Annotated in this window: 32 protein-coding genes and 1 pseudogene; 29 read left to right on the top strand and 4 right to left on the bottom strand. The window is 70.6% G+C overall.

Annotated elements, in window-relative coordinates:
* The first annotated feature begins 27 nt into the window (after window positions 1–27).
* From EV386_RS04695 to EV386_RS04625, 14 genes are all read left to right on the top strand, one after another.
* Complete coding sequence (locus EV386_RS04695; protein ID WP_130412776.1) at window positions 28–213, top strand: hypothetical protein; 186 nt, start codon at window positions 28–30, stop codon at window positions 211–213.
* Window positions 182–601: a TadE family protein gene (locus tag EV386_RS04690; RefSeq protein WP_130412774.1), complete on the top strand. Its 420-nt coding sequence runs from the start codon at window positions 182–184 to the stop codon at window positions 599–601. Before EV386_RS04695 ends, EV386_RS04690 begins: the two co-directional genes overlap by 32 nt.
* On the top strand, window positions 598–1,041 hold the full coding sequence (locus EV386_RS04685; RefSeq protein WP_242607829.1) for a TadE/TadG family type IV pilus assembly protein: 444 nt from the start codon (window positions 598–600) through the stop codon (window positions 1,039–1,041). The genes EV386_RS04690 and EV386_RS04685 overlap by 4 nt, the downstream gene beginning before the upstream one ends.
* On the top strand, window positions 1,038–1,475 hold the full coding sequence (locus EV386_RS04680; protein WP_242607828.1) for a pilus assembly protein: 438 nt from the start codon (window positions 1,038–1,040) through the stop codon (window positions 1,473–1,475). Before EV386_RS04685 ends, EV386_RS04680 begins: the two co-directional genes overlap by 4 nt.
* A complete protein-coding gene (locus EV386_RS04675; RefSeq protein WP_130412772.1) occupies window positions 1,472–4,675 on the top strand; it encodes a LysM peptidoglycan-binding domain-containing protein in 3,204 nt (1,067 codons plus the stop codon). The genes EV386_RS04680 and EV386_RS04675 overlap by 4 nt, the downstream gene beginning before the upstream one ends.
* A gap of 8 nt (window positions 4,676–4,683) precedes the next feature.
* Window positions 4,684–5,412, top strand: coding sequence for a hypothetical protein (locus EV386_RS04670; RefSeq protein ID WP_130412770.1), 729 nt, complete (start codon window positions 4,684–4,686; stop codon window positions 5,410–5,412).
* Window positions 5,413–5,479: 67 nt separating this feature from the next.
* On the top strand, window positions 5,480–6,115 hold the full coding sequence (locus tag EV386_RS04665; protein WP_130412768.1) for a hypothetical protein: 636 nt from the start codon (window positions 5,480–5,482) through the stop codon (window positions 6,113–6,115).
* Between the two features lie 282 nt (window positions 6,116–6,397).
* A complete protein-coding gene (locus EV386_RS18480; protein ID WP_278025417.1) occupies window positions 6,398–7,273 on the top strand; it encodes an NUDIX domain-containing protein in 876 nt (291 codons plus the stop codon).
* 258 nt (window positions 7,274–7,531) lie between these two features.
* Window positions 7,532–8,449 carry a bifunctional DNA primase/polymerase gene (locus tag EV386_RS04650; protein ID WP_130412766.1) on the top strand — a complete coding sequence of 306 codons (918 nt, stop codon included), beginning with the start codon at window positions 7,532–7,534 and terminating at the stop codon, window positions 8,447–8,449.
* 370 nt (window positions 8,450–8,819) lie between these two features.
* The gene (locus EV386_RS04645) at window positions 8,820–9,635 is read left to right on the top strand and encodes a serine/arginine repetitive matrix protein 2 (protein WP_130412764.1); all 816 of its coding nucleotides are present in this window, start codon (window positions 8,820–8,822) and stop codon (window positions 9,633–9,635) included.
* Window positions 9,628–10,647, top strand: a complete 1,020-nt coding sequence (locus EV386_RS18475) for a ParB N-terminal domain-containing protein (RefSeq protein ID WP_130412762.1) — start codon at window positions 9,628–9,630, stop codon at window positions 10,645–10,647. Before EV386_RS04645 ends, EV386_RS18475 begins: the two co-directional genes overlap by 8 nt.
* A gap of 346 nt (window positions 10,648–10,993) precedes the next feature.
* Window positions 10,994–11,350: a hypothetical protein gene (locus tag EV386_RS18650; protein WP_242607827.1), complete on the top strand. Its 357-nt coding sequence runs from the start codon at window positions 10,994–10,996 to the stop codon at window positions 11,348–11,350.
* A gap of 6 nt (window positions 11,351–11,356) precedes the next feature.
* Entirely contained in the window at window positions 11,357–12,496 is a 1,140-nt protein-coding gene (locus tag EV386_RS04630) for a M23 family metallopeptidase (RefSeq protein ID WP_130412758.1), read from the top strand.
* Complete coding sequence (locus EV386_RS04625; protein WP_130412756.1) at window positions 12,493–12,768, top strand: DUF6112 family protein; 276 nt, start codon at window positions 12,493–12,495, stop codon at window positions 12,766–12,768. Before EV386_RS04630 ends, EV386_RS04625 begins: the two co-directional genes overlap by 4 nt.
* Before the next feature lie 8 nt (window positions 12,769–12,776).
* On the opposite strand, the gene EV386_RS04620 is transcribed toward EV386_RS04625, so the two are convergent.
* Window positions 12,777–13,298: a hypothetical protein gene (locus tag EV386_RS04620; protein WP_130412754.1), complete on the bottom strand. Its 522-nt coding sequence runs from the start codon at window positions 13,296–13,298 to the stop codon at window positions 12,777–12,779.
* 154 nt (window positions 13,299–13,452) lie between these two features.
* Here EV386_RS04620 and EV386_RS04615 point away from each other — a divergent pair, with 154 nt between their 5' ends.
* From EV386_RS04615 to EV386_RS04600, 4 genes are all read left to right on the top strand, one after another.
* A complete protein-coding gene (locus EV386_RS04615) occupies window positions 13,453–13,764 on the top strand; it encodes a DUF6112 family protein (RefSeq protein WP_130412752.1) in 312 nt (103 codons plus the stop codon).
* Between the two features lie 24 nt (window positions 13,765–13,788).
* Entirely contained in the window at window positions 13,789–15,039 is a 1,251-nt protein-coding gene (locus EV386_RS04610) for a conjugal transfer protein TrbL (protein WP_242607826.1), read from the top strand.
* Window positions 15,040–15,042: 3 nt separating this feature from the next.
* Window positions 15,043–16,500, top strand: a complete 1,458-nt coding sequence (locus tag EV386_RS04605; RefSeq protein WP_130412748.1) for an SCO6880 family protein — start codon at window positions 15,043–15,045, stop codon at window positions 16,498–16,500.
* A gap of 105 nt (window positions 16,501–16,605) precedes the next feature.
* On the top strand, window positions 16,606–17,109 hold the full coding sequence (locus EV386_RS04600) for a GNAT family N-acetyltransferase (protein WP_242607825.1): 504 nt from the start codon (window positions 16,606–16,608) through the stop codon (window positions 17,107–17,109).
* Between the two features lie 20 nt (window positions 17,110–17,129).
* Here the strand turns inward: EV386_RS04600 and EV386_RS04595 are convergent, their stop codons facing one another.
* Complete coding sequence (locus EV386_RS04595) at window positions 17,130–17,456, bottom strand: hypothetical protein (protein WP_130412746.1); 327 nt, start codon at window positions 17,454–17,456, stop codon at window positions 17,130–17,132.
* Complete coding sequence (locus tag EV386_RS04590) at window positions 17,453–17,662, bottom strand: hypothetical protein (protein WP_207216470.1); 210 nt, start codon at window positions 17,660–17,662, stop codon at window positions 17,453–17,455. The genes EV386_RS04595 and EV386_RS04590 overlap by 4 nt, the downstream gene beginning before the upstream one ends.
* A gap of 37 nt (window positions 17,663–17,699) precedes the next feature.
* On the opposite strand from EV386_RS04590, the gene EV386_RS04585 reads away from it, so the two are divergent.
* The 4 genes and pseudogenes from EV386_RS04585 to EV386_RS18470 all read left to right on the top strand — a co-directional run.
* Window positions 17,700–18,646, top strand: a protein-coding gene (locus EV386_RS04585; RefSeq protein ID WP_423218957.1) for an IS5 family transposase whose coding sequence is annotated in 2 segments (ribosomal slippage) — window positions 17,700–18,059 and window positions 18,062–18,646 — 945 coding nt in all. Because the reading frame shifts where the segments join, the coding sequence is not laid out codon by codon here.
* Between the two features lie 76 nt (window positions 18,647–18,722).
* The gene (locus EV386_RS04580) at window positions 18,723–18,983 is read left to right on the top strand and encodes a hypothetical protein (RefSeq protein ID WP_130412744.1); all 261 of its coding nucleotides are present in this window, start codon (window positions 18,723–18,725) and stop codon (window positions 18,981–18,983) included.
* Between the two features lie 11 nt (window positions 18,984–18,994).
* A complete protein-coding gene (gene glmS / locus EV386_RS04575) occupies window positions 18,995–20,818 on the top strand; it encodes a glutamine--fructose-6-phosphate transaminase (isomerizing) (RefSeq protein WP_130412742.1) in 1,824 nt (607 codons plus the stop codon).
* 66 nt (window positions 20,819–20,884) lie between these two features.
* Window positions 20,885–21,004 (top strand): annotated as a pseudogene (locus EV386_RS18470) (IS5/IS1182 family transposase); the annotation flags it as partial.
* On the opposite strand, the gene EV386_RS04565 reads toward EV386_RS18470, so the two are convergent.
* The gene (locus EV386_RS04565) at window positions 20,984–21,367 is read right to left on the bottom strand and encodes a CG0192-related protein (RefSeq protein WP_165399840.1); all 384 of its coding nucleotides are present in this window, start codon (window positions 21,365–21,367) and stop codon (window positions 20,984–20,986) included. The pseudogene EV386_RS18470 and the gene EV386_RS04565 sit on opposite strands and share 21 nt — an antisense overlap.
* A gap of 141 nt (window positions 21,368–21,508) precedes the next feature.
* Here EV386_RS04565 and EV386_RS04560 point away from each other — a divergent pair, with 141 nt between their 5' ends.
* The 7 genes from EV386_RS04560 to EV386_RS04530 all read left to right on the top strand — a co-directional run bounded on the left by EV386_RS04560 (window position 21,509) and on the right by EV386_RS04530 (window position 26,552).
* Window positions 21,509–22,087, top strand: coding sequence for a prepilin peptidase (locus EV386_RS04560; RefSeq protein WP_165399839.1), 579 nt, complete (start codon window positions 21,509–21,511; stop codon window positions 22,085–22,087).
* Window positions 22,088–22,134: 47 nt separating this feature from the next.
* Window positions 22,135–22,374 carry a DUF6191 domain-containing protein gene (locus tag EV386_RS04555; RefSeq protein ID WP_130412738.1) on the top strand — a complete coding sequence of 80 codons (240 nt, stop codon included), beginning with the start codon at window positions 22,135–22,137 and terminating at the stop codon, window positions 22,372–22,374.
* 97 nt (window positions 22,375–22,471) lie between these two features.
* Entirely contained in the window at window positions 22,472–22,915 is a 444-nt protein-coding gene (locus EV386_RS04550) for a hypothetical protein (RefSeq protein WP_130412736.1), read from the top strand.
* Entirely contained in the window at window positions 22,912–24,402 is a 1,491-nt protein-coding gene (locus EV386_RS04545) for a TraC family protein (protein WP_130412734.1), read from the top strand. Before EV386_RS04550 ends, EV386_RS04545 begins: the two co-directional genes overlap by 4 nt.
* Window positions 24,403–24,442: 40 nt before the next feature.
* Complete coding sequence (locus EV386_RS04540; RefSeq protein WP_130412732.1) at window positions 24,443–24,841, top strand: helix-turn-helix domain-containing protein; 399 nt, start codon at window positions 24,443–24,445, stop codon at window positions 24,839–24,841.
* A 3-nt stretch (window positions 24,842–24,844) separates the two neighbouring features.
* Window positions 24,845–25,468, top strand: a complete 624-nt coding sequence (locus EV386_RS04535; RefSeq protein ID WP_130412730.1) for a PIN domain-containing protein — start codon at window positions 24,845–24,847, stop codon at window positions 25,466–25,468.
* Window positions 25,469–25,517: 49 nt separating this feature from the next.
* The gene (locus tag EV386_RS04530) at window positions 25,518–26,552 is read left to right on the top strand and encodes an ArdC-like ssDNA-binding domain-containing protein (protein ID WP_130412728.1); all 1,035 of its coding nucleotides are present in this window, start codon (window positions 25,518–25,520) and stop codon (window positions 26,550–26,552) included.

Here is a 26,552-nt window from a genome sequence, read left to right as displayed (position 1 = left end):
TCGCAACCCCCGGAAGGAAGCACCCCCATGTATCGGTTCCTCCTCGGCCTCGCCACGCTGCGGGCCTGGCTCGTCAAGCCCGACGACGACCCCGAGCGCGGGTCGCACACCATCGAGCATGTCCTGTGGGCGCTGGCGATCATCATCATCGTCGGCGTCGTCGTCCTGGCGATCACGAACTATGTCAACGACCAGGCCGCCGGCATCGGGTAGGCGCCGGTGGGACTGGTCGGACGACCGCGGCTCGCACTCGATCGAGATGGTCATCCTGCTGCCGGTCCTGTTCGCGCTCATGTTCGTCGGCGTGCAGGCCGTCCTGTACTACTACGCGCGCTCCATCGCCGGCGCCGCCGCGCAGGAGGGCGCCCGCGTCGCCGCGGCCTACGAGGCGACCCTCGCCGCAGGGATCGCCTCGGCGGCAACCGCCGTCGAGGAAGTCGGGTGGGACGACGCGATCACCGACGCGTCCATCACCGGCACTCGCGACGCGGAGATCGCCACCGTTGTCGTCACCGGGCACGCCCTGTCGGTGATCCCCGGGTGGTCGCCGACCATCACGCAGTCGGCGTCGATGCCCGTCGAGAGGTTGGTCGCCCCGTGATCTGGCTCCGGCGCATGCGGTCCGACGGCGACCTCGAACGCGGGTCGGGGTCCATCGAGGCGGCCATCGTCGTGCCCGCGCTCGGCGCGTTCATCGTGCTGCTCATCTTCGCCGGACGTGTCGCGGTGGCGAACCAGTCCCTCCAGTCGGTCGCCGCCGAGGGTGCCCGGGCCGCGTCCCTGGAGCGAACCGGTGACACCGCCGCCCGGCGCGCCCAGGACGTCGTGGCGGCGACGCTCGCGAACCAGGGCCTGCGCTGCACGTCGACCAGCACCGAGGTCGACGCCGGCGGGTTCGCCGCTCCCGTGGGCGCGCCGGCCTGGGTCACGGTGACGGTCGCGTGTCGCCTGGACCTGACCGATCTGATGGTGCCGCTGCCAGGCGACCGCACCATCACGGCTGAGGTCACCAGTCCGATCGACCAGTGGCGGCAACGATGAACCCCCGCGGGAGGGCCGGAGCCGACGACCCTGAACGGGGGTCGATCTCGGCTTTCGCGTGCCTGGCCGCCTTCGTCTTCATCGTCTGCCTCGCCCTCGCCGTCGACCTTGGGGGGCAGGTCTCCGCCGAGCAGAACGCCCGCGCGGTCGCGGTCGAGGCCGCCCGCGTCGGCGGTCAGCAGATCTCCGCGGCGGCGATGCGCGGCGACGACGTGACCCTCGCGATCGGCGAGGCGCGCGCCGCAGCGCTCGCCCACCTGCGCGACGCCGGCGTCTCCGGCGACGTCCAGGTCAGCGGCGCAGACACCGTGACAGTCACCGTGACCGATCAGTACCGCACGACGTACCTCGGCGTCCTCGGGTTCGACACGCTCCCCGTCAACGGCACGGTCGCGGCCCGCGCGATCCGCACGATCGGAGACGAGGCCCAATGACCACTCGACTGCGCGGTCTCGGGGCGGCACTGACGCTGCTCGCCCTCACCGTCGGCGTTCCCGTCATGCTCGTCGCCATCGGGTCGGGTCCGGTCGACGTCGTGACCGCACCCGTATGGCGCCGGCTCCTCGCCCCCGACGACGGCACCCTCGTGCCCACCATGATCGGCGCGGCCGCCTGGGTCGCATGGGTCGTGCTCACGGTTCTCGTCGCCGTCGAGGTCGTGGCCGCCGCGCGCGGCATCGACGCGCCACACCTGCGCGGGCTGCGCGCCCCGCAGGGCGCCGTGCGCAACCTTGTCGCGGTGGCCGGTCTGCTGTTCGCTGGCACGCCGATGGCGGCGCACGCGCTGGCCGCACCGGCTCCTGTCGTGACGCACACGGGCGACCTTCCTTCGCTGCTGTCCGCCCCACTGACGGGCGCCGTCTCCCCCACCGTCGCAGCGGTGTACCCACCGTCGACTGCGACCGGGCCCGCGGTGACCGGCGGGGGGACCATGTCCCCCTCCGGCATGCCCAGCGCGGACGAGCTGCCTTCACGCGCTCCGGCGCCCCACGTTCCGGGGACGACGTCGTACACGGTCATGCGGGGCGACAGCCTGTGGCAGATCGCCAAGGACCACCTGGGCAACCCGCTCAGATACCCAGAGATCGTCGCACTCAACGAAGCCGCGCTCGGCGCCGACCCGGACTTCCTGCTCCCCGGCACGGTGCTCGCGCTGCCCACGCCCCCTGCGCCTCCTGGGGGTACATCAGGGGGTACGCACATAGTCAAGCCCGGCGACACGCTCTCGCAGATCGCGGCCGACGAGCTCGGCTCCGCGAAGCGGTACCCCGAGATCCTCGAGGCGTCGAAGAACACGGTCCAGGCAGATGGGGACACCCTGACCGATCCCGACCTCATCCACCCCGGCGACGTCCTGACGATCCCGGGTGGGGGTACATCGGCGGAGACTCACGTCGACGGCACCTTCGATCACACGCCGGAGGCGCCACAGTCAGCGCTGGCGCGCCCCGTGCGGCCGGACCCTGTGGCCGAGAACGACGTCGTACCCCCACAGGGCACGCCACCAACCACGGAGGCGACGCCGTCACCCACTCCCCCTGCGAGGGCGGCGACGAGCCACGTCTCGACCGCAGACGCTGACGACGAGCAGCGCCGTCCGTCCTGGATGCTCCCCGGCCTCACCGGCTCGGGTTCGCTGTTGGCGGCGGCGCTCCTGGTCACGGTTCGCGCCCGACGCCGCACCCAGGCGCGTCTACGCGAACCGGGGCAGACGCTCGCACCGCCCCCGCCGGCACTGCGCGCCGTCGATCGAACCGTCACCGTCGTCGGCGAGGACGCCGCAGATCGGCTGGCCGCGATCGACACGGTCCTGCGTGACCTGTGCGCCAGTCGCACACGCCCCGCGCTCGATGCGGTCGAGGTCACCGCGACCGCAGTCGTCCTGCACCTCGCCGAGGACGACGACTTGCCCGCGCCCTGGACGGGCGCAGGTCGCCGGTGGACGCGCGACCTACCTGCCGGACCGTCAGCATCCGCCGCGCCGGCGCCGTACCCGATGCTCGTCACCCTCGGCGCCGATGGCACCGATCACCTCTGGCTTGCGGACCTCGAGCGGCTCGGCACACTGGCGGTCATGGGCGACGAACCACAGGCCGCGGCGCTCGCCCGGTCGATGGTCGCCGAGCTCGCGATGAACCCGTGGGCGGGCCGCGTGATCGTCCACACGCTCGGCCTTGGTGACGCGCTCGCTTCACTTACGCCGACGCGCGTCCAGACACACATCGACGCGACGGATCTGGGCACCCTCCGCGCTGCCCTCGACACGACGGACCCTGCGGTCGTCGAGCACGAACCTGACGCGCTGCACGTGCTTGTCGCGACTACCGAGGAGGACACCGACTCCGTCGCCGAGCAGCTCTCCATGGCAGTCGCCGCGCACCCGCGCCGCCCCGGTGTCGCCATCGTCGTCGTCGGCTCCGCACCGGACCACGCGGTGACCGCGACCGTCACCGGCGACGGTCGGCTCGCGCTCCCGTCCCTCGGGCTGAACCTCACCGCCGCCGGTCTGACCGACGACGAGGCGGCTGCGAGCGCCGCCCTCGCTGCCGCGGCTGAGGATGCCGCCTGCGTCCCGATCCCACGGCCTGCCGAGTCGCCCGACCCGGCGCTCTCGCTCGTCGACGCCGCAGGAGCGCTCCGCGTCGAGGTCGTGGAGGTCCGGCCCGTGTCGGATGCCGCCGGCCCAACGTCGCTGCTCGCCGGCACAGCCGCCGACTACGCCGCCGTCGCCACCCCCGCCGACCTCGCGTCACTGGCGCCCGTCGTCCCGGCGACGACGCGGGACAACGTCGAGGCGGCGACAACGACCCTCGACGCCGACCTCGCCGACTGGCTCCAGGGGGACGGGTGCAGCCGTCCGCGCCTTATGCTGCTCGGCCCGATCACCGCCCACGGAAAGGGCTCCGACGACGCGGTCTCCAAGCGCCGCCCCTACTTCACCGCCCTCCTCGGGTTCCTCGCCCTGCACCCGAACGGGGTGACCTCCGAGGACATCGAGCAGTTCGGGGGGCACGAGAAGTGCCGCACCAACGTGGGCCTGGTCCGTGCGTGGCTCGGCTCCAATCCGCGTACCGGGACCACCTACATCCCCGACGCGCGCGTCACCCGGGCGGCACGTCTCGCGGGCGAGCCGCGCTACCAGGTCGACGACCTCCTGATCGACTGGGACCTGTTCCGCAAGCTCCGTGCCCGCGGCGAGGCGCGCGGCGTCGACGGCATCGACGACCTCATCTGCGCCCTCGACCTCGTCACCGGCCGCCCGTTCAGCCACGGCCACCGCAACGCCTGGGCGTGGCTCGACTCCACTGACCGCCCCGACCTGATCGCCCCGCACGCCATCGCCGACGTCGCGCACATCGTCATCACGCGCGCGCTCGCCGAGGGCGACGTCACCCTGGCCCGCCTCGCGCTGGGCCAAGCGCTGCTCGCCGAGGCCGACGGCGACGTCACCGTGCTCGACCACGCCGCGGTGCTCGACGCCGAGGGCGAGCACTCCGCCTCCGACCAGTTGCGCCGCGAGCGGCTCATCGACTGGTCCGAGGACGACCGCCCGCCCATCGACCTCCCACCACGCACCGCCGCACTCCTCGACGCCACCGACCGACATCGAGCAAGGACCGGAGGCGGCCGGTGAACCACGGCATGCGACCCATGCGGCTGCGCGACCTGCCGGGCTGCGCGTGGACGATGGCCCTCGCCTTCTCCCGACGTGAAAGCCCGCGCTGGCTCGGCCGCCCCACCCGGCCGAACCCGGCGTGGCTGCGTCGGATCGAGGCCGTGGTGACGGCCGTTCCATTCGCGCTGATCGCGCTCACGCCGGGCACATGGCACCGGGACCGCGTCATCGTCGCGAACCTGCGCCGGCAGCAGACGAAGCCCGGGAGCAAGGTCCGATCCGCGGTGTTGCTGGCGGTCGGGTTCGTAGTCGCCGTCGGGCTCGGTGTCGGACTGTGGGCGGCGGCGCCCCGGCTCGCGAGCCTGCTTTTTGCCGTCGTGATGCCGCTCGCCGTGGTCCTGCTCGTGATCGGGCTGTCGATGCTGCACGCACGGAACAGCATCTGGAAGGCCAAACACCTCGGCCACATCACCGAGGAGCAGACCGTCCCCGCAGCCGACTGGGTAGGGACGGGCTTCGCGCGACGCCCGAGTTGCGACCTCCCAGGAGCGGACATCATCTTCGGCCTCGCCGAGGAACTCGCCGAACCCGACGGGACCCTCGGCCTCATCGCCCGGCACGGCGACCTGGTGCCGGTGTACGCCGCCCACGGACTCGAACCCGTCGAAGATGGAAGCTGGCGCATGGTCGGACGGCCGCGCGGCCACTGCGTGCCTCTCTACGACGACCAACGTCGCGTCGCCGGACCTGCGTGACACTCCTGCGACCAGGTAGCCCGCGAATCGCGAAGCGGCCTCGGCGCTGATCCTGGACACTCCAACTATGCGGTTCGCGAACAGGCCGTCGTGGAGCCTTCGAGTTGGCGACGACCACATGCTCAGCGCGGCACTGTGGATCCGTGACGCCACCGGCTTGGTCGTCGAGTCCGACGACGTCCCACCCCCGCTACTCGTTCGTCCACCGGCCTCGGCGATCCTCGATGGCGAAGACCTGAAGGCTGTCGGTCGGGACTGGTTGCGATGGTGGCGGGCGCTGGTCGCGATCCAACTGGACCGTCGCGACGCTCCGCCGCAGACCACGACGCCCAACTCCTCGAGGAAATGGATCGGCGCGACGTACGAACGCCTCGTCGACACCGGCGACCCCTTCGACGGGTTCGCTGGCCTCGCCTGGGCCCCGGCCCTCCAACGCGCCTGCGTCGGGCTGTTTCCCCAGACCAGCCGAGCACGCACGGCGCCAACCCGTTTCGAGACTGAGACGCCGTGGACGCTCTACAGGCAGGTCGTTCACGGGGTCGCCGCGGCGCACGCCCTCGACCCGAACGTCCTGAGTGGCGACGTGTTGGTCACGCCGACCGGCGGTGGATGGTGGCGCGTCCTCGGACCCGGCTTCGTCATCACGTCCGACGACGCTCCGGCCGAGGACGTCGTCCGGGCCGCGATCGAGTCGCGCCTCTAGTTTGTGCACCACTGCGGTGCACGACTCGTGCGCCGGCGCCGCGAGGGATACCGGCGGCGTTGTCGCACGAGTCTCCCGCGACCGGGTGACACCCGCTGCGGCTGGACCCGGGCTCCGGTCTCGCCCTACCGCCGGACCGGCTGATCTCCGGCTCGGCTAGGACCGCAGCCGCGGCACCGGCCCGTTGGCGGCGGGTTCAGGGCGCCCCTGCTGCCGGTCCAGCAGGCCGCCATGGCCTACTGCATCGGGCTCGGCTGACCTCGCGGGTGGCACAATGCGGCCGTGAGAGATCGGATCGCAGCGGCCGTGCTCATCGACGGCGATCGGGTGCTGCTCTGCCTCCGCTCACGCACCCGGCGCTGGTGCCCGGGCGTCTGGGATCTTCCCGGTGGCCACGTCGAGGACTGTGAGTCCCCGGCAACCGCCCTGTCGCGTGAGCTTCGCGAAGAACTCGGCATCACCGCCCGCGCGGGGCGGCCCGCCGCGCACGTGGAGACCGACGACTACGAGATAGACGTGTTCGTCGTCCACGAATGGGACGGTGCCATCAGAAACCGAGCGCCGGACGAGCACGACAAGCTGGCCTTCGTGACGCTGGCCGAGGCGGCACGGCTTGACCTAGCCGACGCGCACCTCCTGCCGCTGCTCACCCGCGTGATGGCGACCGAAAGCGGGATCACTCGACCCACCGCGCCCGAGCGGATCAGCACGACCCCCAACGCACCCTGGCTTCCACCGGGGAACCGAGCAGACGCCGTCTACTCCCCGGGGGGCGCGGCGCCCGCACCCACCGGACTCGTCCGACTACTCATCCAGCGCGGCGACCACGTCTTCTGCGTGGCACGCGACGACACCGGGAAACCCGACCTGCCGACCCGCACCGTCCCCGACCTCGACGACGGACGCACCACCGCAGAACTCCTGACGCGCGACATCCTCGGCGAACCCGCCGCCGTGACGCTCGTCGGGTTCATCCGCAACATCGTCGACACCCCCGACGCGGACTACCCCTGGCCGACGCCGAACGCCCACTTCAGCGTCTGGGCTGCACACGGCGAGCCAAGGATCCAAGGCCAGTGGCTCTCAATCTCGGACCAAGAAAGCCCGCTTCGCGACCGACACTGGTGGCCAATCGCCACCCACGCGAACACCGCCTGACCCGATCAGTCCGGTACCGAGAACACTCGGTTGGCCCCGCCTCACTCAGCAGATACCCAGGAGGTGCGTTCAACATCGCGCACATCCTCGTGGCTTGCGCACGAGCCAGGGAGTCATTCGGCCTGTGCGCACGCGTGTGCCGGCCGACTCCCTTCTCCGGGGGTACGTGCCGTGACCTGCCCCGACATCATGTGCCCCCTGCCCGTTTGCGGTCAGGGGGTACGAAGATGGTGACGTTGCCCCTGCACCGTCGCGGGCATGAAACACGTCCAGCGCAGTCTTCCCGCCGAAGTCGTCCGCGTTTTCGGACCTGACGGACCGCACACGGTCGCCGAGGCAGCACTCGCCCTCGCCGCGGCAGGCTTACCCGTCTTCCCGTGCGTCGCCGGCGCCAAGCGCCCGTTGACCGAGCACGGCTTCCTCGACGCGACGACCGACCCCGAACGTCTGGCGGCGTGGTGGCGGGTCACCCCACGGGCGAACATCGGCATGCCCACCGGCCAGGCGTCCGGGCTCGACGTCGTCGACGTCGACGTCCACGGCAGCCAGACGGGCTTCCCCGCGATTCACGCGGCGCGGCGGGCCTGGCTCGTCGACGGGTTCGCCTGGATGGTGCGCACTCCATCGGGCGGGCTCCATGCCTACTACCCACACCTCGCGGGCACCGAGCAGCGCTCGTGGTCCAGCCCGGCCGCGCACGTCGACTTTCGTGGCGACGGCGGTTACGTCGTCGTGCCACCGTCGGTGGTCCAGCGCGACGGCGAGGCCGTCGCATACGCGCTGAGCGCCGTCACCCAGGACCGGCCACGGCCGATCGACGCCGAAGCCCTGCACGCCTTCGTCGACCCGGGGTACAGGGCAGCCCGCCGGGCGCCCGCCGTCGGCATCCCCGTGCCGCAGCGGCGCACCGACCCCACCGCGATCGCGAACTGGCTGCGGACCGTCCCCGAGGGCGGCCGGAACTACGCCCTGTTCTGGGCCGCCCGGCAGATGCGCGACGCGCAGTTCGACCACGCGTCCACGCTCGGCGCGCTCGGCCCGGCCGCGCAGGCCGCGGGCCTCACCCCGGCGGAGATCGCCGCGACCATCCGGTCCACCTTTCGCCGACCCCCAGCCCCCACCACCCCGAGCGGCCCGACCCGCCGCGCCGAGCCACCACAGGCGGTGACCCCATGAACCAGCCCGACCCGTTCGAGCACCACCTAGAGCACCCGAAGTCCGCACCCCCGGCCCCTCGCCCGGAGCGGTCCCCGCTCGCGGTCCACCGCGACCCGTCGCAGTCCGTCCGCGTGTCGCCGACGTCGGCGGCGCCGTCGTCGGACAGGCCGGGGCTGGCGTGGGCGCGGATCGCGGATCTCCCCGCGCGGGCGAGCAACACGGTCGCCCGCCGGGGCGTGGACCTGTTCTCCGAGCTGGTCCGGCGCGGTCGCCGCGCCCCGGTGACCGCGACACGGAACGCGGCACAAAGGGTGTCGACGAGCCACGTTATGCACAGGCGTTCTCATCGACCGCCGTCGGCGGTCCCGCCCGGTGAGGCACTAGGCCAATGAACACGTCACCCGCCTACGAGTCACCGGAAGGTCTCCGGCGACTGCTGCTCCGCCTCCACCGCGCCGGTGGTGACGTATGGCGGCACGACGCAGAAGCAGCCGACCTGCTGCTGTTCACGATCAAGAAGTACGGCGCCCTCGCCCGCACTCATCACCTCGACGCGGAGGACGTCGCACCGATCGCCCTCGAGAACCTCCGCACCCGCTCGGTCCGTGAGGCGCTCGATCCGTGGGGTGCGCTGACCCGCGCGGTGCAGCGGGCGATCATCGCTGAGGAGCGCGGCCGTGGCCTGTTGTGCAGCCCCGACCGCGCCCGCAAGCGCGACGTCTCCTCACACCACGACGCGTACCGGTTCGGCGAGCGCGAGCGCCTCGCCGACGACCTCCCCGCGCTCACGACGTCGGTCGACTTCGACGACGCTGCCCGCACCGCCAAGGGGCTTGTAGACCGGGGGGTCCAGGTGCTGGTCGAGGTGTTCCGGGTGTGCGACTGGGCGCGGGACGTCGCCGAGACCGGTATCGAACTGGTCGTGGGCCGGCTCGCGGACTCGACGTCACGCGGCACCGCGTACGAGTACCTGCGCCGCGACCCCACGACCCGAAGCCAGCTCGACATCAGCCAGCGGTCCTGGCTGGCGATGCTCCGCTGCCTGCTCGGCAGCCAGAACCCCGAGAAGGCGAACACGTGGGCGGGCCGCGGCGCCCTCCACGCCGTCCTCGCGGGGATGTCCGCCCGCGATCTGCTCCTGATCGACGACGTCGTCCGGCCGCTCGTCGCAGGAGCCCCCACCGAAGGAGAGCACAGTGACTGACCACGGCCACCTCGACACCGAACGGGCCATCGACTCGATCCGGGTCGGCACCCGGCACCGCAACGATCTCGGCGACATCGACGCCCTCGCCGCGTCGATCAACGACCTTGGACTGCTGCAGCCCATCACGATCTCGCCCGACGGACTGCTGATCTGCGGGCGACGCCGGCTGGAGGCGGTGCGCCGCCTGGGGCGGTCGACCATCCGCGTCACCGTGAGGTCTGGGCTCTCGGACGAACTGCACCTGCTGCTCGCCGAACGTGAGGAGAACGCACAGCGCAAACCCCTGAGCCCGATCGAGGCGTCGAAGCTGTACGAGGAGCTCCGGGCGCTGATCGACGACGACGGACGCCGTCGGCGGGCAGCAACCCAGTTCGGCGCGAACAAAACGGACAAACATGGTTTCGCTCAATGGGCGAAACCGCAGACGGCCCCTTCGCTCGGCGCCGGCGAACGGCCATGGGACTCACGCCGCCAGGCCGCCGAACAGGTCACCGGCTCGGCGAGCTACTCCAACCACGAGGCGACCGCGAAGCTCCGCCACCTCGCCGAGGACGAGTCGCAACCCGAAGAGATCCGGCAAATGGCCATCGCGGAACTCGCCCGCGTCGAGGCCGGTGCGGCATCACGGGCCGCCTACAACCGCGTCGCTGACGCCATCAAGAACCTCACGGCGACGCCCGATCCGCAGCCCACGGCCCGGCCCAGGCTCAAGGTCGTCCCGTCGTCCGATGATCCGTCGACGCCGCGTCCCGTCTCTCGCCGCCCCACCACCACGCAGCAGTCGCCCCAGGAGCCCGAGGCCGCGCCGAAGCGGTCGACGCACGCGTTCGTCGCGACGTTCCACGACCTCGTCGGCAGCGAGGGGCAGTACGACGTCGACCAGCTCGCATCGGAACTCACCGCCACCGAGCTCGACGAGTTCCTCGCCGTCTGCGTGGAGATCGAGCACATCCGCGAGGCGCTCGTCTCACGCCGGACCGCACGCCCCACCAACCCGAAAAGCGCCTGACGGGAGCGCCCCGATGCTTGGCCAGACCCGCATCACCCGCAGGGGCGTTCTCCTCACTGGCTGTGCCGTGCTCGTCCTGGGCGCCGGCCTCACCGGCCTCCTCGCATCTCTTGACGACGGCGCAGCCGGCCCGCTGCCGGGGAACGCTCCACCGGCGCCGACCGCCGCAGCGGGCGCTTCTCCCGCGCTGGGCGAACGTACCCCCACCCCACCAGATGCCGATCTCGCCCCACTCCCACCACGCGCGGACGGTGAACGGTTCGCCGGTGACGTTGCCCGAGCACTGTTCGACTGGGACACCGCCCGGGGTACATCGCTCGCCGAGCACAAGGGACGCCTCCTCGCGGTGGCCGACCCGACCGGGGTGGAGTCCCCCGGCCTCGTCTCCGACCTGACCATGTACCTCCCCACCGATCAGACCTGGGCGTCACTTCGCCAGTACCGCACGAGGCAGTGGATCGAGATCACCTCCGTCGTCGTCCCGACACTGTGGGCGCAGGCCGTCGCCGAGTCCGGCGAAGGGTTCGCCCCAGGCACGACGGCGTACACCGTCACCGGGGTGCGGCACCGCACCGGGGTCGACGACGGCGAGCCGGTCCACGTCCAGTTCGACGTCGCGTTCACCGTCTTCGCCGTCTGCGAGCCGACGTACCCCCAGTGCTACCTGCTGCGCATCTCGCAGCTCGACAACCCGCTGCGGTGACTCGCCATGCGTCGCCTCGTTGGTGTTGCGGTGCTGGCCGGGGTACTCCTCGGGCCGGGAGCGTGCGCGATCACGATCCCGCTCCTGACCGCCACACTCGCCGGGCAGTCCTGCGGTGCGGTCATCGTGAGGAACGTCCCCTCGTCGCTCGACGCCACGACCAAGGCGGGCGACGCCGTCCGACTCGACGCCACACAGCTCGGCCACGCGGCCACGATCATCACGGTCGGGAACGCCATCGACGGCGTTGGCCGCGACGGCATCGTCGTCGCACTCATGGCCGCCCTCACCGAGTCCCGGCTGCGGATGCTCGCCAACACCAGCACCTACCCGCAAACCGCAGCACTCCCCCACGACGGCGACGGCTCAGACCACGACTCCATCGGCCTGTTCCAGATGCGACCCCTGGCGGGCTGGGGAACCCCGGCCGAACTCATGGACCCGACCTACCAAGCCCGCGCCTTCTTCGGCGGACCAACCGGACCGAACCACGGCTCCCCTCGCGGACTGCTCGACATCCCCAACTGGGACTCGCTCGCACCGAGCGCCGCCGCGCAAGCGGTCGAGGTCTCCGCCTACCCCGACAGGTACGCCACCTTCGAGCCGGTCGCCGCCGCGATCCTCGACGCGCTGACCACCCCAGCGCCGTCGGGTGGCATGCGCGCGGAGACCACGGCCATCGTCTTCCCCCTGCCACCGGGAACCTGGACCCACACGTCCAACTTCGGGATGAGGGTCAACCCCGTCACCGGCATCCGGAGGCTCCACGCGGGAGCCGACTACGCCGCAGCCCCGGGCACCCCGATCCTGGCCGTCGCCGACGGGCGCGTCCTCACCGTCGGCCCGCGCGGCGGACTCGGCAACCACATCGAGGTCGAGCACACCATCAACGGCGCCACCGTCGTGACCATCTACGGGCACCTCCGCGACGGCGGCATCCACGTCACGGCAGGCGACATCGTGCGGGCGGGACAACAGATCGGCGAAGTCGGGTCAACCGGGAACTCCACCGGCCCGCACCTCCACCTGGAAGTCCACCCGGGCGGAGCATCCGCCGCCGCGATCGACCCGGTGCCCTGGCTGACGGCAGCGGGCGCGACGGACACCACGACCGAGACGCTTCTGCCAGCGGGGTGCTCGGCATGAGCGTGACCGGGCCGGTCAAGCCGGACCCCTGGGCCGTAGACGGCTCGGGCCTCTACACCGTCGTCGGCGCGCTGCTCACGGTCGCACTCATCACCGCCGTCGCGACGATCGTCACCTGCAGCGTCTGGTGGGCGCTCGCCGTGCACGGGGCAAACTGGCACCAGGCGGAGCGCGCGCGCACCGGTGTGTTCCTCGGCCTTGGCGGCGCAGCACTGACCGGCTGTGGGATCGCCCTGGCGAACTGGCTGATCAACCTCGGCATGGGGCTATAGCGGTCGGCCTAGTCTTCGAAGAAGATCATTCCATCGAGCCCACGGTCCGGGTGGTAGCTCCATTGGACCTCGAAGCCATCCCAGTTTGCGGTTTGACGCCCATCCATCGATGTCGTCTGTGCCATGTGGTCGTTGATCCGCTCGGGCAGTTCGAGTTCGTCAAAGAGACACTGAATGTCCGAGAACGAGGCGCCGATCAAGTCCTCTTCGCCCGCCATGTCGAACGTGAGCGTCCTGCCCCCGTCTTCGACGCTGATCCCGTAAGGAGAACCGCAGGTCTCCGCGGCGGCGTTCAGCCGAGCACCCCCGCCTCCACCGATCCCCGAGGCAAGCACGGGTACCGCGAGCGTGAGCACCACGCCAAGCGCAACGCCAGCGGCCGCGGCGATGCCGGTCTCTCGTGTGAGCCACGCGGGCACGCGTCTCTTCGGCGACACAGCAGGCGTCAGGTCGTCCTGCCCAAAGTGGGTCTCGTCGTGGCTCTGGCCTTCGGTCTCGGCAGCGACCTCAGGGTTATCTGCACTTGTCATGCGCCAACTCCACGGCATCCGGTGACAGTGATCGAAGTGGAACGCGGGCCACGACACGTTGTGACGCTCAATGTCTGGACGACCGTCGTCGCTGCGGCACCACGCAGTGGGTCCAGCCCACCTTCCCGGCGAGATGTCCAAACCGGGAGGAACCATGCACGACGCTCGCAGCTCACTACTGCGGATCACCGCCGGCGCGATCGACATCACCCCGAACGACTCGGGCCTGCCCGGCATCGCCCAGTTGCGCGACATCGTCGGCGCCGTGATGACGGTCGGCCTGATCCTGGCGGTCCTTGCGGTGATCATCTCGGCGATCGTGTGGGCGTTCGGCAGTCAGACGTCGAACCCGCACATGTCGGGCCGCGGGAAGCAGGGCGTCCTGATCGGCGTCGTCGCTGCGGCGGTGTGCGGGGCGAGCGTGACGCTCGTGAACTTCTTCTGGGACGTCGGGCAGTCGGTCTGAGCCGGTCCGATGAATATCTGCGATGTGCCGATCATCTCCGGCGTCTGCGGCACGGTCGGCGACGCGGTCACGGACGGATTGATTGGCGCGCTGGGCGACGTCGTCGCGAAGGGTGCGGCGTCCCTGTTCCGCGGCATGTGGTCGCTGATGTCCACGACGACGTTCGTCGACGTGACGTCCGGTGAGTACGTGAGGGTCTACAACCTCGTGTTCGGCATCGCCGTCGTCATGATGCTGGGCTTCTTCCTGCTGCAACTGATCACGGGGATGCTGCGCCGCGAACCGGGTGCTCTCGCCCGGGCGGCACTCGGTCTGGGCAAGGCGATGCTCGGCTCGTTCGTCGCGCTGACCCTGACCGCAACCCTGCTGGAGGTCGTCGACCGTCTCTGCATCGCCATCGTCGAGGCCGCCGGCACCACGATGGAGGAACTCGGTGAACGGGTCGCCCTGGTGTTCCTCGGTGGCGGGGTCGCCGCCATGACCGCTCCCGGCCTGACGTTCCTGTTCGCGATCTTCGTCGGGGCCGCCGCCATCGGAGCGACGTTCATCCTGTGGATCAGCCTTCTGGTCCGCAAGGCGCTGCTCCTGCTCGCGGTCGCGTTCGCACCGATGGCGATGGCGGGCGGCATCTGGGACGCGACCCGCTCCTGGGGCTCGCGGTGGGCGTCGTTCGTCATCGCGCTCGCGCTGTCGAAACTCGTGATCGTCGTGATGTTCCTGCTCGCCGCCGCGCAGGCATCGACACCGATCAGCGGCGACCTCGCGTCACTCTCGGAGCCGCTCACCGCCGTCGTCCTCATGCTCATCGCCGGGTTCGCCCCGTACATGACCTACAAGGTCATCAACTTCATGGGCTTCGACATGTACCACGCGATGTCCGCCGAACAGGAGGCCAAGCACTCCCTCAACCGGCACATCCCCATGCCGACCCCGCGTCTGTCATCACCCCCGATGAAGATCCTGGGCAACCGCACCGGCTCCATGGGCGCACCTCCCGGGCCGAGTGCCACGGGCGCCAGCGGTGCGTCCGCCGGCGCGGCGTCGGGTGCTGCGGCGGCCACCGGCGTCGGCGCTGCCGCGGTCGCCGGCGCCAACCTGCTCAAAGGTGCCGCGACCGCCGGCCCGAAGGCCGGCGCCACCCTCGCCGGCGCTGCGGAACAGCACACCGGCTCCACCGGGTCCCGATCGCCGACGACGACGACGACGGCGCGACCCAACCCCGGCCCAGCCACGACACCGCCGACGACGACGCCGTCCACCCCGAAGGAGAGCTGACCGATGACTCTCACCGGCCCGCCGGCGACCGAGCTGCAGCCCGTCCAGTTCTCCAGGCTCACGCACCGCGGCATCCTCCTGGGACAGTCGGCAACGCAACTCGTCGTCCTCGCCCTGGCCGCTGCGGCACTCATCGCCGGCTTCACCGTCGGCGGCGCGGGACTCGCCTGGGCAACACCGTTCGCGGCGGCGTGCTGCGCGGTCGCGTGGGTGAAGGTCGGTGGCCGCACCGTCGTCGACTGGGCGCCGATCGGGTTTGGCTGGGCGCGCCGGAGTGTGGCCGGCCAGCTCGTGTTCCACCACGACGTCTCCCGCCTACGCCCCGCGGGAACCCTCGCCCTGCCTGGCGACGCCGCCCGACTGCGCCAGTTTGTCGACCCCGGCACGGGCGCCGCGTACGTCCACGACCCGCACGCGAACACGCTCACCGCCATCCTCGGCATCGAGCACCCGTCGTTCGTGCTGCTCGACCCCGCCCAGCAACAGCGCCGCACCACTGGCTGGGGCCGCGTTCTCGCCACGGCGTGCCGGTCGGGGCGGATCGCGGCCCTGCAGTTGTGCGAGCGCACCCTGCCCGACTCCGGCAAGGGCCTGACCGCATGGTGGGCCCAGCACGGTCGCGCCGACGGCACTTGGCCCGCGAGCATGTACGCCGACCTCGTCGCCCACGCCGGCCCTGCCGGCGAACGCCATGCGACCACCATCTCGCTGAGCCTCGATCTGAAGGCCGCCGCACGCACGATCCGGGCGGCGGGTGGTGGCATGCGCGGCTCGGCGGCCGTGCTGCGCCAGGAGATCGAGACTCTCACCGCCGCTCTCCGTTCCGCGGATCTCCCTCCGACGGCGCCCCTCGATCCGGCCGACCTTGCTCTCGTGCTCCGCTCGGCCTACGACCCGGCAGTCGCCGCAGCCCTCGAACGCCACGGGTCACTTGGCCGCGACCTCGCCTCGGCGGGGCCGGTCTCGGTCGCCGAGTCGTGGGGCTCCCTCCAATCCGACTCCGCCCACCACGCCGTGCTCTGGATCTCCGAATGGCCCCGCACCCAGGTCTACCCCGGCTTCCTCGCACCCCTCCTCCTCGGCTCGGGCGTGCGCCGCGCGTTCACGATGCTGTTCACACCGGTGCGCGCCGACGTCGCCGCCCGCGACCTACGCCGCAAGAAGACCGAGTACATCTCCGACGCCGCCCAGCGCGCCAAGATCGGGCAGATCGAAGACGCAGGCCAGTCCGCCGAGAACACCGACGTCCTCCAACAGGAGGCCGACCTCACCGCCGGGCACGGCGTCCTGCGGGCGACCGGGCTCGTCAGCATCGGCGCGCCCGACGTCGAGGAGCTCGAACGGGCGGTCGCCGTCGTCGAGCAGGCCGCGATCCAGTCCTCGTGCGAGACGCGAAGGCTCTGGGGGCAGCAGGCGCAGGCGTTCGTCGCGGCGGCGCTGCCGCTGTGCCGGACGGCGTAGCGAGAAGGCCAGACGATCCGGGTCTCGGCCATCGGGCGAACTGCGTGGAGGGAGCGATCGGGGCTGGCACGGCACTCCGCGCACGGGCCGCGCTACGGTTCGCCCGTGACCCGAACCCCTGTGATCTCCTTCCGCGCAGCCACCCGCGCCGACCTGGACCGCGCCGTCGAACTCATCGCCGATGACTCCGTCGCCGCGACCCGGACCGGATCATTCGGCCCCGCGCACGTCGCCGGGTTCGAGGCGATCCAGGCAAGCCCGAACGACGAGTTGGTCGTCGGCGAGCACGAGGGCCGGATCGTGGCAACGATGCAGCTCACCTTCGTGCCGGGGATCTCCCGCAACGGCGCGACCCGCCTGCTCGTCGAGGCCGCCCGCGTGGACGCCGCGCTTCGAGGCCGCGGTGTCGGGCGGCTGTTCATGGCGCACGCGCACCAGCGCGGCGTCGAGCGCGGGTGCGCGCTCGCCCAGCTCACCTCGGACAAGGAGCGCCCCGACGCCCACCGCTTCTACCGTTCGCTCGGATACGCGCAGTCCCACGAGGGGTTCAAACGTCCCCTGACCACCGCGGGGGCTCTCGTGGCAGAGGAGGCAGCGCGGCCTGCGTGAGCGTGGCGGACTATGACCGGCTACGCGGCGTGCGCCGGGACCGGCGGATGGGTGTACTCGACCGGCTTGCCCCTGTGGTGTGCGTAGCGGATCTCGCGCCGTGTGGAGTCCCCGAGGTACCCGCCGGGGTTGACTACGACGACGCGGTCGGCGAGGTCGATCTTCGCCAAATGCAGCGCGGCGAGCGCAGCCTTCTGCTCGTCGGTGATCGGGTCGCTCGCGTGCGCGAACACCCCCGGGGCGAGGACGATCACCCCGGCGAGAGTCAGGGCGAGGTTGACGGCACGGAACTCCTCGGCGAACCGGGTCGAGCCGCACAGGCACACGATCTCCGGGCGGCCGCTCACCTGAGGTACGCCAGGACGGTCGGTGCCGGGGCGCCCGCCCAGGTCCCGGTCAACGTCAGGCCCGACGACGTCGCCTCGCTGCGCAGGGGCTCGCGCACGACGACGACCTCGGCGTCGTCGGGCACCATGCCGCCGCTGCCGCGAACCTGCACGTTCGGGTCGCGGCGTACCCGACCGTCGGGCGTCTCGACGACTAGAGCGTGCATCCCATATGCCCGGTGAGGCGCGCGGCATGTTCGCGGCGTGACATCGTCGAGGGTTGAATCGTTGAGTGATGCACAGTGGGAGCGGATCGAGCCGTTGCTCCCGGCGAATGCTGGGAGGCGTGGGCATCCGTTCGGTCCGAACCGGCGGGTGGTCGAGGGGATCGTCTACCGGTACCGGACCGGGATCCCGTGGCGGGACCTGCCCCGGGAGTCGTTCGGACCGTGGACGACGGTCTGGAAGAGGCACCGCCGCTATGCCGGGGACGGCACCTGGGACAGGGTCCTGGTCGTGTTGCTGGCCGAGGCGGACGCGGCCGGGAAGGTCGACTGGACGGTGTCCGTGGACGCCACGATCGCTCGCGCGCACCAGCACGCCACGAACACGACCCGCCCCGAGTAGGACACATGGAGGCGACATCGAACTACACGACACCGCCGGAAGGGTTCGTCCCCAGCCTGCTGGGTGGTGAGCGTCAACCTGCAGGTCACGGGATCGGTCGCTCACGTGGCGGGCTGACCTCGAAGATCCACGCCGCCGTGGACGGTCACGGGCGCCCGCTCGCCCTGGTCGTCACCGGCGGGCAGCGCAACGACGGGGCGATGCTCGCCCAGGTGCTCGCCGACATCCGCGTCCCGCGTCCATTCGGGCGCCCGCGGACCACGCCCGACGCGGTGGTCGCCGACCGTGCCTACACCTCCGGGATCAACCGGCGCATGCTCGCCGCCCGCGGCATCAAGACGGTCATCCCGCAGAAGAAGGACGAGATCGCCGCCCGCAAGCGCAAGGGCTCCACCGGCGGGCGACCCCCAGCCTTTGACGCCGAGGTCTACAAGGGCCGCAACGTCGTCGAACGCAGCTTCTCCCACACCAAGCAGTGGCGTGGCCTCGCGACCCGCTACGACAAGCTCGCCATCACCTACCGCGCTGCGGCCGTCCTCCAGGAATGCATCCGCTGGTCGAAGCTATTGGGAGACATGGCCTAGGCCCTGCAGAGCCCGGGTTACCCGATTTCGGGCAGATCTTGGACCCTTCGCCCCTTCTGTGGCACGCTGTGCCGCGATGCGCGACTACGACCTGGTGCAGCACGTGGCCGACTCCCTGGGAACCAATACCTCCGAGGCGAGACGGGTCATTTTTGATGTCGTGCACTACTTTGCCGAACCTGTTGATGAGTACATCCGTAGGCGCCATTTGGAGTGTCGTTCGCGAGGCATGAAGAATGATGCCATCTATGATCTTCTTAAGAATGAGATCCAGGGTCGGCTCTTCGCTGCACCTCAACTCTCGATTCGCCAGATCCGGCGAACCATCTACGGCTAGGAGAACATCGTATGTGCGGGATCGTCGGGTACGTCGGCTCGAAGGACGCCGTTCCGCTTCTTGTCCAGGGACTTCTCCGTCTTGAGTACCGGGGGTACGACTCCGCCGGAGTCGGTGTCATCGACGACACGGGGTCTGTGCGCGTCCACCGTTCAGCCGGCCGTGTGAGCGACCTGCGTGAGAGCCTCCCGAAGAACCTCTCTGGAACCATTGGCATCGGCCACACGCGATGGGCGACCCACGGACCGGCGACTGAGTCCAACGCCCATCCTCACTCGTCCGGCGACGGACGGGTGAGCGTCGTCCACAACGGCATCGTCGACAACGCGAGTCACCTCCGGGAGATGCTGCGAGCAGAAGGCGTCGCGTTGACCTCCGACACCGACACGGAGGTCCTAGCGCACCTGATCGCTCGTTCGTCGGCGGACACACTTGAGAATGCCGTGATCGAGGCGCTGACACAGGTCGAGGGCACTTACGGTATCGCCGTCCTGGATGCTCGCCACCCCGACCGGATGGTCGTCGCTCGCAACGGATCTCCACTGATCATCGGCATCGGCGAGGGCGAGACCTATGTCGCAAGCGACTTGGCGGCGATCGTCCGTCACACGTCGACGGTGGTCCATCTGGAGGACGGCGAGATCGCCACCGTGACTGCAAGCGGGTTCACCACGTTCACGGCGAACGGTCCGACCGCTCAGCGGCTCCCGGTCGATGTCGAAGTGATCGAGGAGGACTTTTCGCTGTCGGGCTACGAGCACTACATGCGTAAGGAGTACCTCGAGCAGCCCGCGAGTGCCGAGGCTGTGCTCCGCGGCCGGCTTGATGATCGCTTCGGGACCCCCCGCCTGAACGGGCTGAACCTCGATCCGCGGGCCAAGCGCGAGATCCGACGCGTCAAGGTGATCGGCTGCGGCTCGGCGTTCTATGTCGGCCAGATGGGCGCGCAGATGATCGAGGAGCTCGCTCGGATCCCCGCCGACGCCGAGCCCGCCTCCGAGTTCCGCTATCGCAACGCCGTTATCGAACCCACCACCCTCTACGTCGCTGTGAGCCAGTCGGGCGAGACGGCCGACACAGCAATCGCCGTCGACGAGATCAAGCGCAAGGGTGGTCGGGTGGTCGGAGTCGTCAACGTCGTCGGGTCTTCGATCGCACGCGCATGTGACGGAGGTATCTACCTGCACGCGGGACCCGAGGTCTCTGTCGCCTCCACCAAGGCCCTGACCAATATGGCGCTTGCCTTCGCGATGCTCGCGATCGACCTGGGCCGAGTGCGCGATCTCTCGGTGTCCAACGGACGCCGTCTGATCGCGGGCCTCCAGAGGATTCCCGGCCAGATCGCACAGGTGCTCGAGAACGAGGACCAGATCGCCGACGTGGCCAAGCGGCTCTCAGGGGCGCCGAGCATCTTCTTTATTGGACGTGTCCGAGGGTTCCCGGTGGCCCGGGAGGGTGCGCAGAAGTTCAAGGAGATCAGCTACCGGCACGCCGAGGCGTACCAGAGCAGCGAACTCAAGCACGGTCCGCTGGCACTGATCAGCCCGGAGTTGCCCACTGTCGCTGTCGTCCCCCACGACGAGCTCACGGGACGCAACCTCGGAGCCCTTCAGGAGATCGGCGCGCGCGGCGGCCCGCTCGTTGCGGTCACGCACGGCGATGTGGACTTCGGCGAGCTGATCGTTGAGCGCATCGACGTTCCGCGCAACGAACCCGAGCTCGACCCAATCCTGCTCACCGTGCCGATGCAGTTGCTGGCCTATCACGCCGCTCTCCACCTGGGACACGACATCGACAAGCCGCGGAATCTCGCGAAGTCGGTGACCGTAGAGTAGGCACAATCGCGGCCCGTACCGCCGCAGTCGCGGCCATCGGCGAGACCGGCCGACCTTGTCGTCCCCCACACCAAGCAGTGGCGCGGCCTCGCGACCCGCTACGACAAGCCCGCCATCACCTACCGCGCTGCGACCGTCCTCCAGGCATGCATCCGCTGGTCGAAGCTATCGGGAGACATGGCCTAGCTCGGCCTGCGTGTCGGCCTCGGCGATGACCCGCACCAGTTCGGCGCGGTAAACCGGGTCGCCGGCGGCGTCGTAGACCCAACGGGTGCCGAGCACCGAGTGCTCCATCGTGCCGACCAGGAACGCCTCGGCGCCGTCGAGTTCCGCGCCGCGGTAGGTCAGCGGGACGTGAACGGTGCGACCACCGGCCTCGACGAGGTGCGACTCGATGCCGACCTCTCCGGCCGCGTCGTCGAACCGGTAGGCGCCGACCGGCGTGACTACCAGCGGGGCATCGCCGTCGAACCAGGGTTGGCCGGGCAGCCATGCCGCGATCAGTGAAGGCTTCGTCGGGGTCAGCGTCGCCTGGTGCAGTATCGCCATGCTCGCATCCCACCACACCGCAGAGGCGCCGATCGGCGAGGCAAAAACGGCGCGACTCCCGTGAGCGGAGCATCTGCACCGCCCGGCGCAGGCACGCGCGATGCTGATGCTCGCCGGATGGCGCGTGCCTACCTTGGTTGCGTGGACGACGGAACGACGGCGGTGGGACGCGGCGTCCGCGCGACGTCGGCGGGACGGTTCGTGCGGGCGGGCGGTCTGCCTCTCGTCGTCATGGCGGCGACTGTGCTGGCGGTCGCGTCGACTCGTGGCGACGGTTGGCTGGTCGTGACGCTCGTCCTCATCGCACCGCCGCTGGTGGCGATCACCATCATCGACGCCCGCAGGCACCGGGTCCCGAACCACCTCACGCTGGCCGTGCTCGCGGCGACGGTCGTCACGGTCGCGGGCCGAGCGTTCACCGAGCCCGGCGTCACCGTGCGGGCTGCGGTCGCATCCGTCGTCGTCGGGCTCTTCTACCTGTTGCTGTGGCGGTTCGCGGACCTGGGGCTCGGTGACGTGAAGCTCGCGGCGGCCCTCGCACTCGTCGCCGGATGGTCCGGCTGGCAGACCGTCGTCGTGTTCGTGGTCGTCGCGCACCTGCTCCAGGTTCCGGTCGCGGTGTGGCGTCTCGCGCGGCGTCGGCGGGATCGGATCGCGTTCGCCCCGGGGCTCGTCATCGGGCTGTACCTCGCCGTCGCCGTCGGGTCGGGATTGCCGTGACAACGCCCCGACGATGACGTGGCGCACGGCGTCGCTACTCTGGAGGCGTGGGTGTGGACAAGTCGGCGTACGGACCGAACGGCGAGTACCTGGACGCCGGCAGCGGTGGCGCGGCGGGTGCCTTCGGCCAGCTCATCGACCCGTTCCAGCCGTCACGGCAATATCTCACCGCGGAGCGCGAACGCCAGCGTCTGGACATCATCCAGCGTCCGGCGACGGGGGACCCCAACGGTGAGATCGACCTGGACTCAGGCGTCGCGATCATCTCCGCCGAGCCGACGTCGTAGACCCCCAACGCCCGCGACGCCCCCCGCGCGAGCACTTCCGCTGCACGGCTAGGACCGCGCACCTCCCCGGTGACCACCACCTCGGGGGAGGCACACCATGTCGACCGATCACACGACCGTTGGGGCCGCGCAGCACGCATTGGACGCGATGCAGGAGTTCGCGGCGCTCACGGAGCACCTGGAAGGGCACCCGTCCGACGCGACCTGGACGACGGGAAGCCTGCTCGCGATCACCGCGCGGCTCGCGAAGACGCTCCACCAGATCGCCGAGGCGCACAAGGTCAACTACGCCGCCGCGCACACCGGGATCTCCGGGAGCAGGGCGCAGGGCAAGGTGCTTGCGCTGAACGCGGCCACCGAGTTCGAGCAGGCGTCCCGCGCGCTGGCCGGCGTGTACCGGCACCTCGACCATGGCGCTCACCTGTCCCACCGGATCGACTGGGACGAGACCACACCCCTGGCATCCCCACCCAGACTCGCGCACATCCCGACACGCGAGGTGCCGGCGATGAAGCGCGCCGACGTCGGGCTCACACGGTGAACGCTCCCAGGCTCCACACCGCTGTGCTCGTCTCCCCTCCAGGCGAGCGCCGCCGGCTGCGCAAGGCCCGACGGCGCGCCGCTACCCGCATCATCCAAGCCGGCCGGGCCGCCCGCCGTGAGGAGGCCCGAGCGAAACTCGAGGCCGAGCGCGCCGAGCGCCGCGACACCGTCCTGCTGCCCGCCGCCGGCGAACGCCGTCCGGCCGCGCTACGGACCCCGACCCGGTTCCGCCTCCCCCGCCACCAGGACACCTCCGCGACCTGGGCCGGCGCGTACCCGTTCCTCGCCGAAGGCGGGCTCGGCGCCGACGGCGTACTCGTCGGGCAGGACCTCTACTCCGGGTCTTCCTTCGTGTACGACCCATGGGTCCTGTACGCGCGCGGGCTCATCACCGCACCGAACATCGTCCTCGCCGGCATCGTCGGCGCCGGGAAGTCATCCCTCGCCAAGTCGCTGTACGTGCGCTCGATCGCGTTCGGCCGCCGCGTCTACGTGCCCTGCGACCCCAAGGGCGAACACACCGCCGTCGCCCACGCCGTCGGCGGCACGGTCATCACCCTCGGCCCCGGACTCCCCCACCGCCTCAACCCGCTCGACGAGGGCCACCGCCCGGTCGCACTCTCCGACGTCGAATGGCTCGCCGAAGTCACCAGCCGCCGACGCGACCTCATCGGCGCACTCGCCGAGACCATCCTCGGACGGCCGCTGTCACCGCTCGAGCACACCGCCATCGACGTCGCCCTCCTTGACGCAGTGCACTCGTCGACGGCGCCGGTGCTGCCGTTGATCGTAGACCGGCTGCTGTCTCCGTCGTCAGGCACCGACCCACGACTGCCCGACGACGGACGCCTCGTCGGCCACGCCCTGCGCCGACTCGTGGCCGGCGACCTCGCCGGTATGTTCGACGGACCCTCCACCGTCCGGTTCGACGCCACCGCCCCGATGGTCTCGCTCGACCTGTCCCGCGTCTCGGAGAACTCCACCGCCCTCTCGCTGCTCATGACGTGCGCGTCCGCGTGGATGGAAGGCGCCCTCATGGACCCCGACGGCGGCCAGCGGTGGGTCGTGTACGACGAAGCCTGGCGCCTCATGGGCCACCCCGCGCTGCTACGCCGCATGGACGCGCACTGGCGCTTGGCACGCTATTTCGGGATCGCGAACATGCTGATCTTCCACAAGCTCAGCGACCTCGACAACGTCGGCGATCTCGGGTCAGCGAACCGGGCGCTCGCGTCGTCGCTGCTCGCGAACGCCGAGACTCGGATCATCTACCGGCAGGAGACGGACCAGCTCGGACCTACCGCCGAGGCGCTCGGGCTCAACCGCACCGAGGCCGAACTGCTCCTCCAACTCGGCGTCGGGCAGGGACTCTGGCGGATCCGCGACAGGTCGTTCCTGGTGCAGGCGATGCTCCATGCCGACGAGGCGGAGCTGTACTCGACGTCGGCCCGCATGGGTGACGCCGAAGCAGAGAGGACCGCCTGAAATGGTTGCTGTTATTGCACATGACGGTAGACTCGACGGCATGGCCACCCACGCGATCCGCGCCTCCCTCGATCCGGCCCGACCCGGGGTCCGGAGCGCTGCGCGTCGCCTCGCGGCCCACCTCGACGACGACTCCGAGGTCGGCAACGCCGTGCGGTCCATGCTCGACGACGTCGCCCACGGGACCCGCGTCGTCGTCCTGCGCGCCGACGATGAGGTCACCCCGGCCAAGGCCGCCGAGATGATCGGTGTGACCCGTCAGTACGTCGACCGCCTCTGCGAAGACGGCGCCCTCGCGTTCCGTCGGCTCCCCGGTTCCCGCCACCGCCGCATCCGCGTGCAGGACGTCCTCGACGTCGTCGGCGAACGCGAAGCGCGACGCGCGGGCGGCGACGCCCTGCGCGCGGCGATCACAGACGCCGGCCTCGACGAGGAGTAGCGCGTGGCCCGCCTCCAACGGGTCTTCATCGACACCAGCGAGCTGTTCCCGTTCACGATCATGGACGTGCTGCTCACACTGTCCGAAGACCTGCTCTTCACCTGGGTGTGGACCGACGACGTCCTCGACGAGTGGGAGCACGTCATCGTCCGCGAGGGCCAACGTTCGCCCCAGTCCGCGAAGTCCGTGACCGACGCCGTCCGCACGCATTTCGGCCGCCACCGCATCGACGGGGACCTTTACGACGGCAAGATCACCGAGGATCTCTCCCCCGACCCTGGCGACCGGAACCACGCCGCAGCCTGCGTCTACGGCGACGTGGACGTGCTCGTCACCCGCAACGTCAAGCACTACCGGTCACCACGGCTCACGGACGCGGGCGTCGAGGTCGTCACCGCGGACGCGTTCTTGTGCGCCCTGCTCGTGCGGCACCCGAGCGACGTCCTCGGGTCGGTCGTCAACGCGGCGGCCCGCCGCAGGAACCCGCCGACGACGTTCACAGGTTTCGTGGAGCGGCTCGAGCGTGCCGGGGCCACACAGTTCGCGCACCTGCTTCTCGACGCTGATCGTCGGCGACGTCGAGCCGTCGCGGACGAGCTCTCCGCAGGGACCGACGGCTTCTCCTGAGCTGCCCGTCTCGCCCGTCGCACCTGCATCCCGACACCGGGAGGCACGGATGGACGCGAAGCAGGTCGCCGAGCGCGAGGCGAAGATCGAGGCCCTGCAGGCCAGGCTCTCCGACTCGGTCGCGGCGCTCGTCACGGGCGAGGACTGGCGGCGGGCGATCGCGTTCGCGGGCAAGTTCCGTTCGAGATCCTTTGCCAACTCTTTGCTGATCTACGTGCAGAGCCAGGAGGCGTTCGAGGCGGGCCGGATGCCGACCCCGACGCCGCAGTTCGTCGCCGGGTACCACCAGTGGCTCTCGCTTGGCCGGCACGTGATCAAGGGGCAGGCCGGGTTCATGATCTTCGCCCCGGTCACCGCCCGCTTCGCGACCAGCTTTGACGGTGACACCCGCCGCCTCGCCCCCGCCGAGCCCGCCCACACCGACGAGACCGTCGAGTCCCGACACCTGCGCGGCAAGTTCCGCCCCACCTACGTGTGGCCCGCCGAGCTCACCGAGGGCGACCCGCTCCCCCTCCAGCCCTTGCCGCAGCTCCTCGTCGGCGAGGCGCCGGCCAGGCTGTGGGACGGCGTCGCCGAACAGATCCGCGACCTCGGCTTCGAGGTCCGCGACGTCCCGAACGCCGCCGCCATCGGCGGCGCGAACGGCCTGACCCACTTCGGCGAGCGCTGGGTCGCCGTCCGCCAGGACATGGACCCACTGGCCCGGCTGAAGTCGCTCATCCACGAGAGGGCGCACGCGAGCTTGCACCAGATCGGCGACCCCGACGTGCCCGCACACCGCGGCATCGCCGAGGTCGAGGCCGAGGCCGTCGCCCAGATGGTCCTCGACGCCCACGGCGCCGACAGCTCCGCCTACACCGTCCCGTACGTCGCCTCGTGGGCGACGTCGGTCCCCGGCCGCGACCCGGTCCAGGTCGTCGCCTCGACCGCGGAGCGGGTTCGCAAGACGGCGGTCGGCATCCTCGACCACCTCGACACGTTCCAGGTCCCGTCCGGCGACCCACCTGGCCTCCACCGCTATCCGGCCCAACGGACCGCGCGCCCCGTGCCCACCACGGCACCTGCCCTGGCGGTGGCCCCGTGA

This window comes from Xylanimonas ulmi (assembly GCF_004216535.1).
Taxonomy (GTDB): Bacteria; Actinomycetota; Actinomycetes; order Actinomycetales; family Cellulomonadaceae; genus Xylanimonas; species Xylanimonas ulmi.
This window is presented reverse-complemented; position numbering and strand designations above follow the sequence as displayed.

What these genes read in the sequence shown, in the direction of transcription:
- EV386_RS04695 (WP_130412776.1), top strand. Translation starts at nt 28, where the DNA reads ATGTATCGGTTCCTCCTCGGCCTCGCCACGCTGCGGGCCTGGCTCGTC.
- EV386_RS04690 (WP_130412774.1), top strand. Translation starts at nt 182, where the DNA reads ATGTCAACGACCAGGCCGCCGGCATCGGGTAGGCGCCGGTGGGACTGG.
- EV386_RS04680 (WP_242607828.1), top strand. Translation starts at nt 1,038, where the DNA reads ATGAACCCCCGCGGGAGGGCCGGAGCCGACGACCCTGAACGGGGGTCG.
- EV386_RS04675 (WP_130412772.1), top strand. Translation starts at nt 1,472, where the DNA reads ATGACCACTCGACTGCGCGGTCTCGGGGCGGCACTGACGCTGCTCGCC.
- EV386_RS04670 (WP_130412770.1), top strand. Translation starts at nt 4,684, where the DNA reads ATGCGACCCATGCGGCTGCGCGACCTGCCGGGCTGCGCGTGGACGATG.
- EV386_RS04665 (WP_130412768.1), top strand. Translation starts at nt 5,480, where the DNA reads ATGCGGTTCGCGAACAGGCCGTCGTGGAGCCTTCGAGTTGGCGACGAC.
- EV386_RS04650 (WP_130412766.1), top strand. Translation starts at nt 7,532, where the DNA reads ATGAAACACGTCCAGCGCAGTCTTCCCGCCGAAGTCGTCCGCGTTTTC.
- EV386_RS04645 (WP_130412764.1), top strand. Translation starts at nt 8,820, where the DNA reads ATGAACACGTCACCCGCCTACGAGTCACCGGAAGGTCTCCGGCGACTG.
- EV386_RS04630 (WP_130412758.1), top strand. Translation starts at nt 11,357, where the DNA reads ATGCGTCGCCTCGTTGGTGTTGCGGTGCTGGCCGGGGTACTCCTCGGG.
- EV386_RS04625 (WP_130412756.1), top strand. Translation starts at nt 12,493, where the DNA reads ATGAGCGTGACCGGGCCGGTCAAGCCGGACCCCTGGGCCGTAGACGGC.
- EV386_RS04620 (WP_130412754.1), bottom strand. Translation starts at nt 13,298, where the DNA reads ATGACAAGTGCAGATAACCCTGAGGTCGCTGCCGAGACCGAAGGCCAG.
- EV386_RS04615 (WP_130412752.1), top strand. Translation starts at nt 13,453, where the DNA reads ATGCACGACGCTCGCAGCTCACTACTGCGGATCACCGCCGGCGCGATC.
- EV386_RS04605 (WP_130412748.1), top strand. Translation starts at nt 15,043, where the DNA reads ATGACTCTCACCGGCCCGCCGGCGACCGAGCTGCAGCCCGTCCAGTTC.
- EV386_RS04590 (WP_207216470.1), bottom strand. Translation starts at nt 17,662, where the DNA reads ATGCACGCTCTAGTCGTCGAGACGCCCGACGGTCGGGTACGCCGCGAC.
- EV386_RS04580 (WP_130412744.1), top strand. Translation starts at nt 18,723, where the DNA reads ATGCGCGACTACGACCTGGTGCAGCACGTGGCCGACTCCCTGGGAACC.
- glmS (WP_130412742.1), top strand. Translation starts at nt 18,995, where the DNA reads ATGTGCGGGATCGTCGGGTACGTCGGCTCGAAGGACGCCGTTCCGCTT.
- EV386_RS04565 (WP_165399840.1), bottom strand. Translation starts at nt 21,367, where the DNA reads ATGGCGATACTGCACCAGGCGACGCTGACCCCGACGAAGCCTTCACTG.
- EV386_RS04550 (WP_130412736.1), top strand. Translation starts at nt 22,472, where the DNA reads ATGTCGACCGATCACACGACCGTTGGGGCCGCGCAGCACGCATTGGAC.
- EV386_RS04540 (WP_130412732.1), top strand. Translation starts at nt 24,443, where the DNA reads ATGGCCACCCACGCGATCCGCGCCTCCCTCGATCCGGCCCGACCCGGG.
- EV386_RS04530 (WP_130412728.1), top strand. Translation starts at nt 25,518, where the DNA reads ATGGACGCGAAGCAGGTCGCCGAGCGCGAGGCGAAGATCGAGGCCCTG.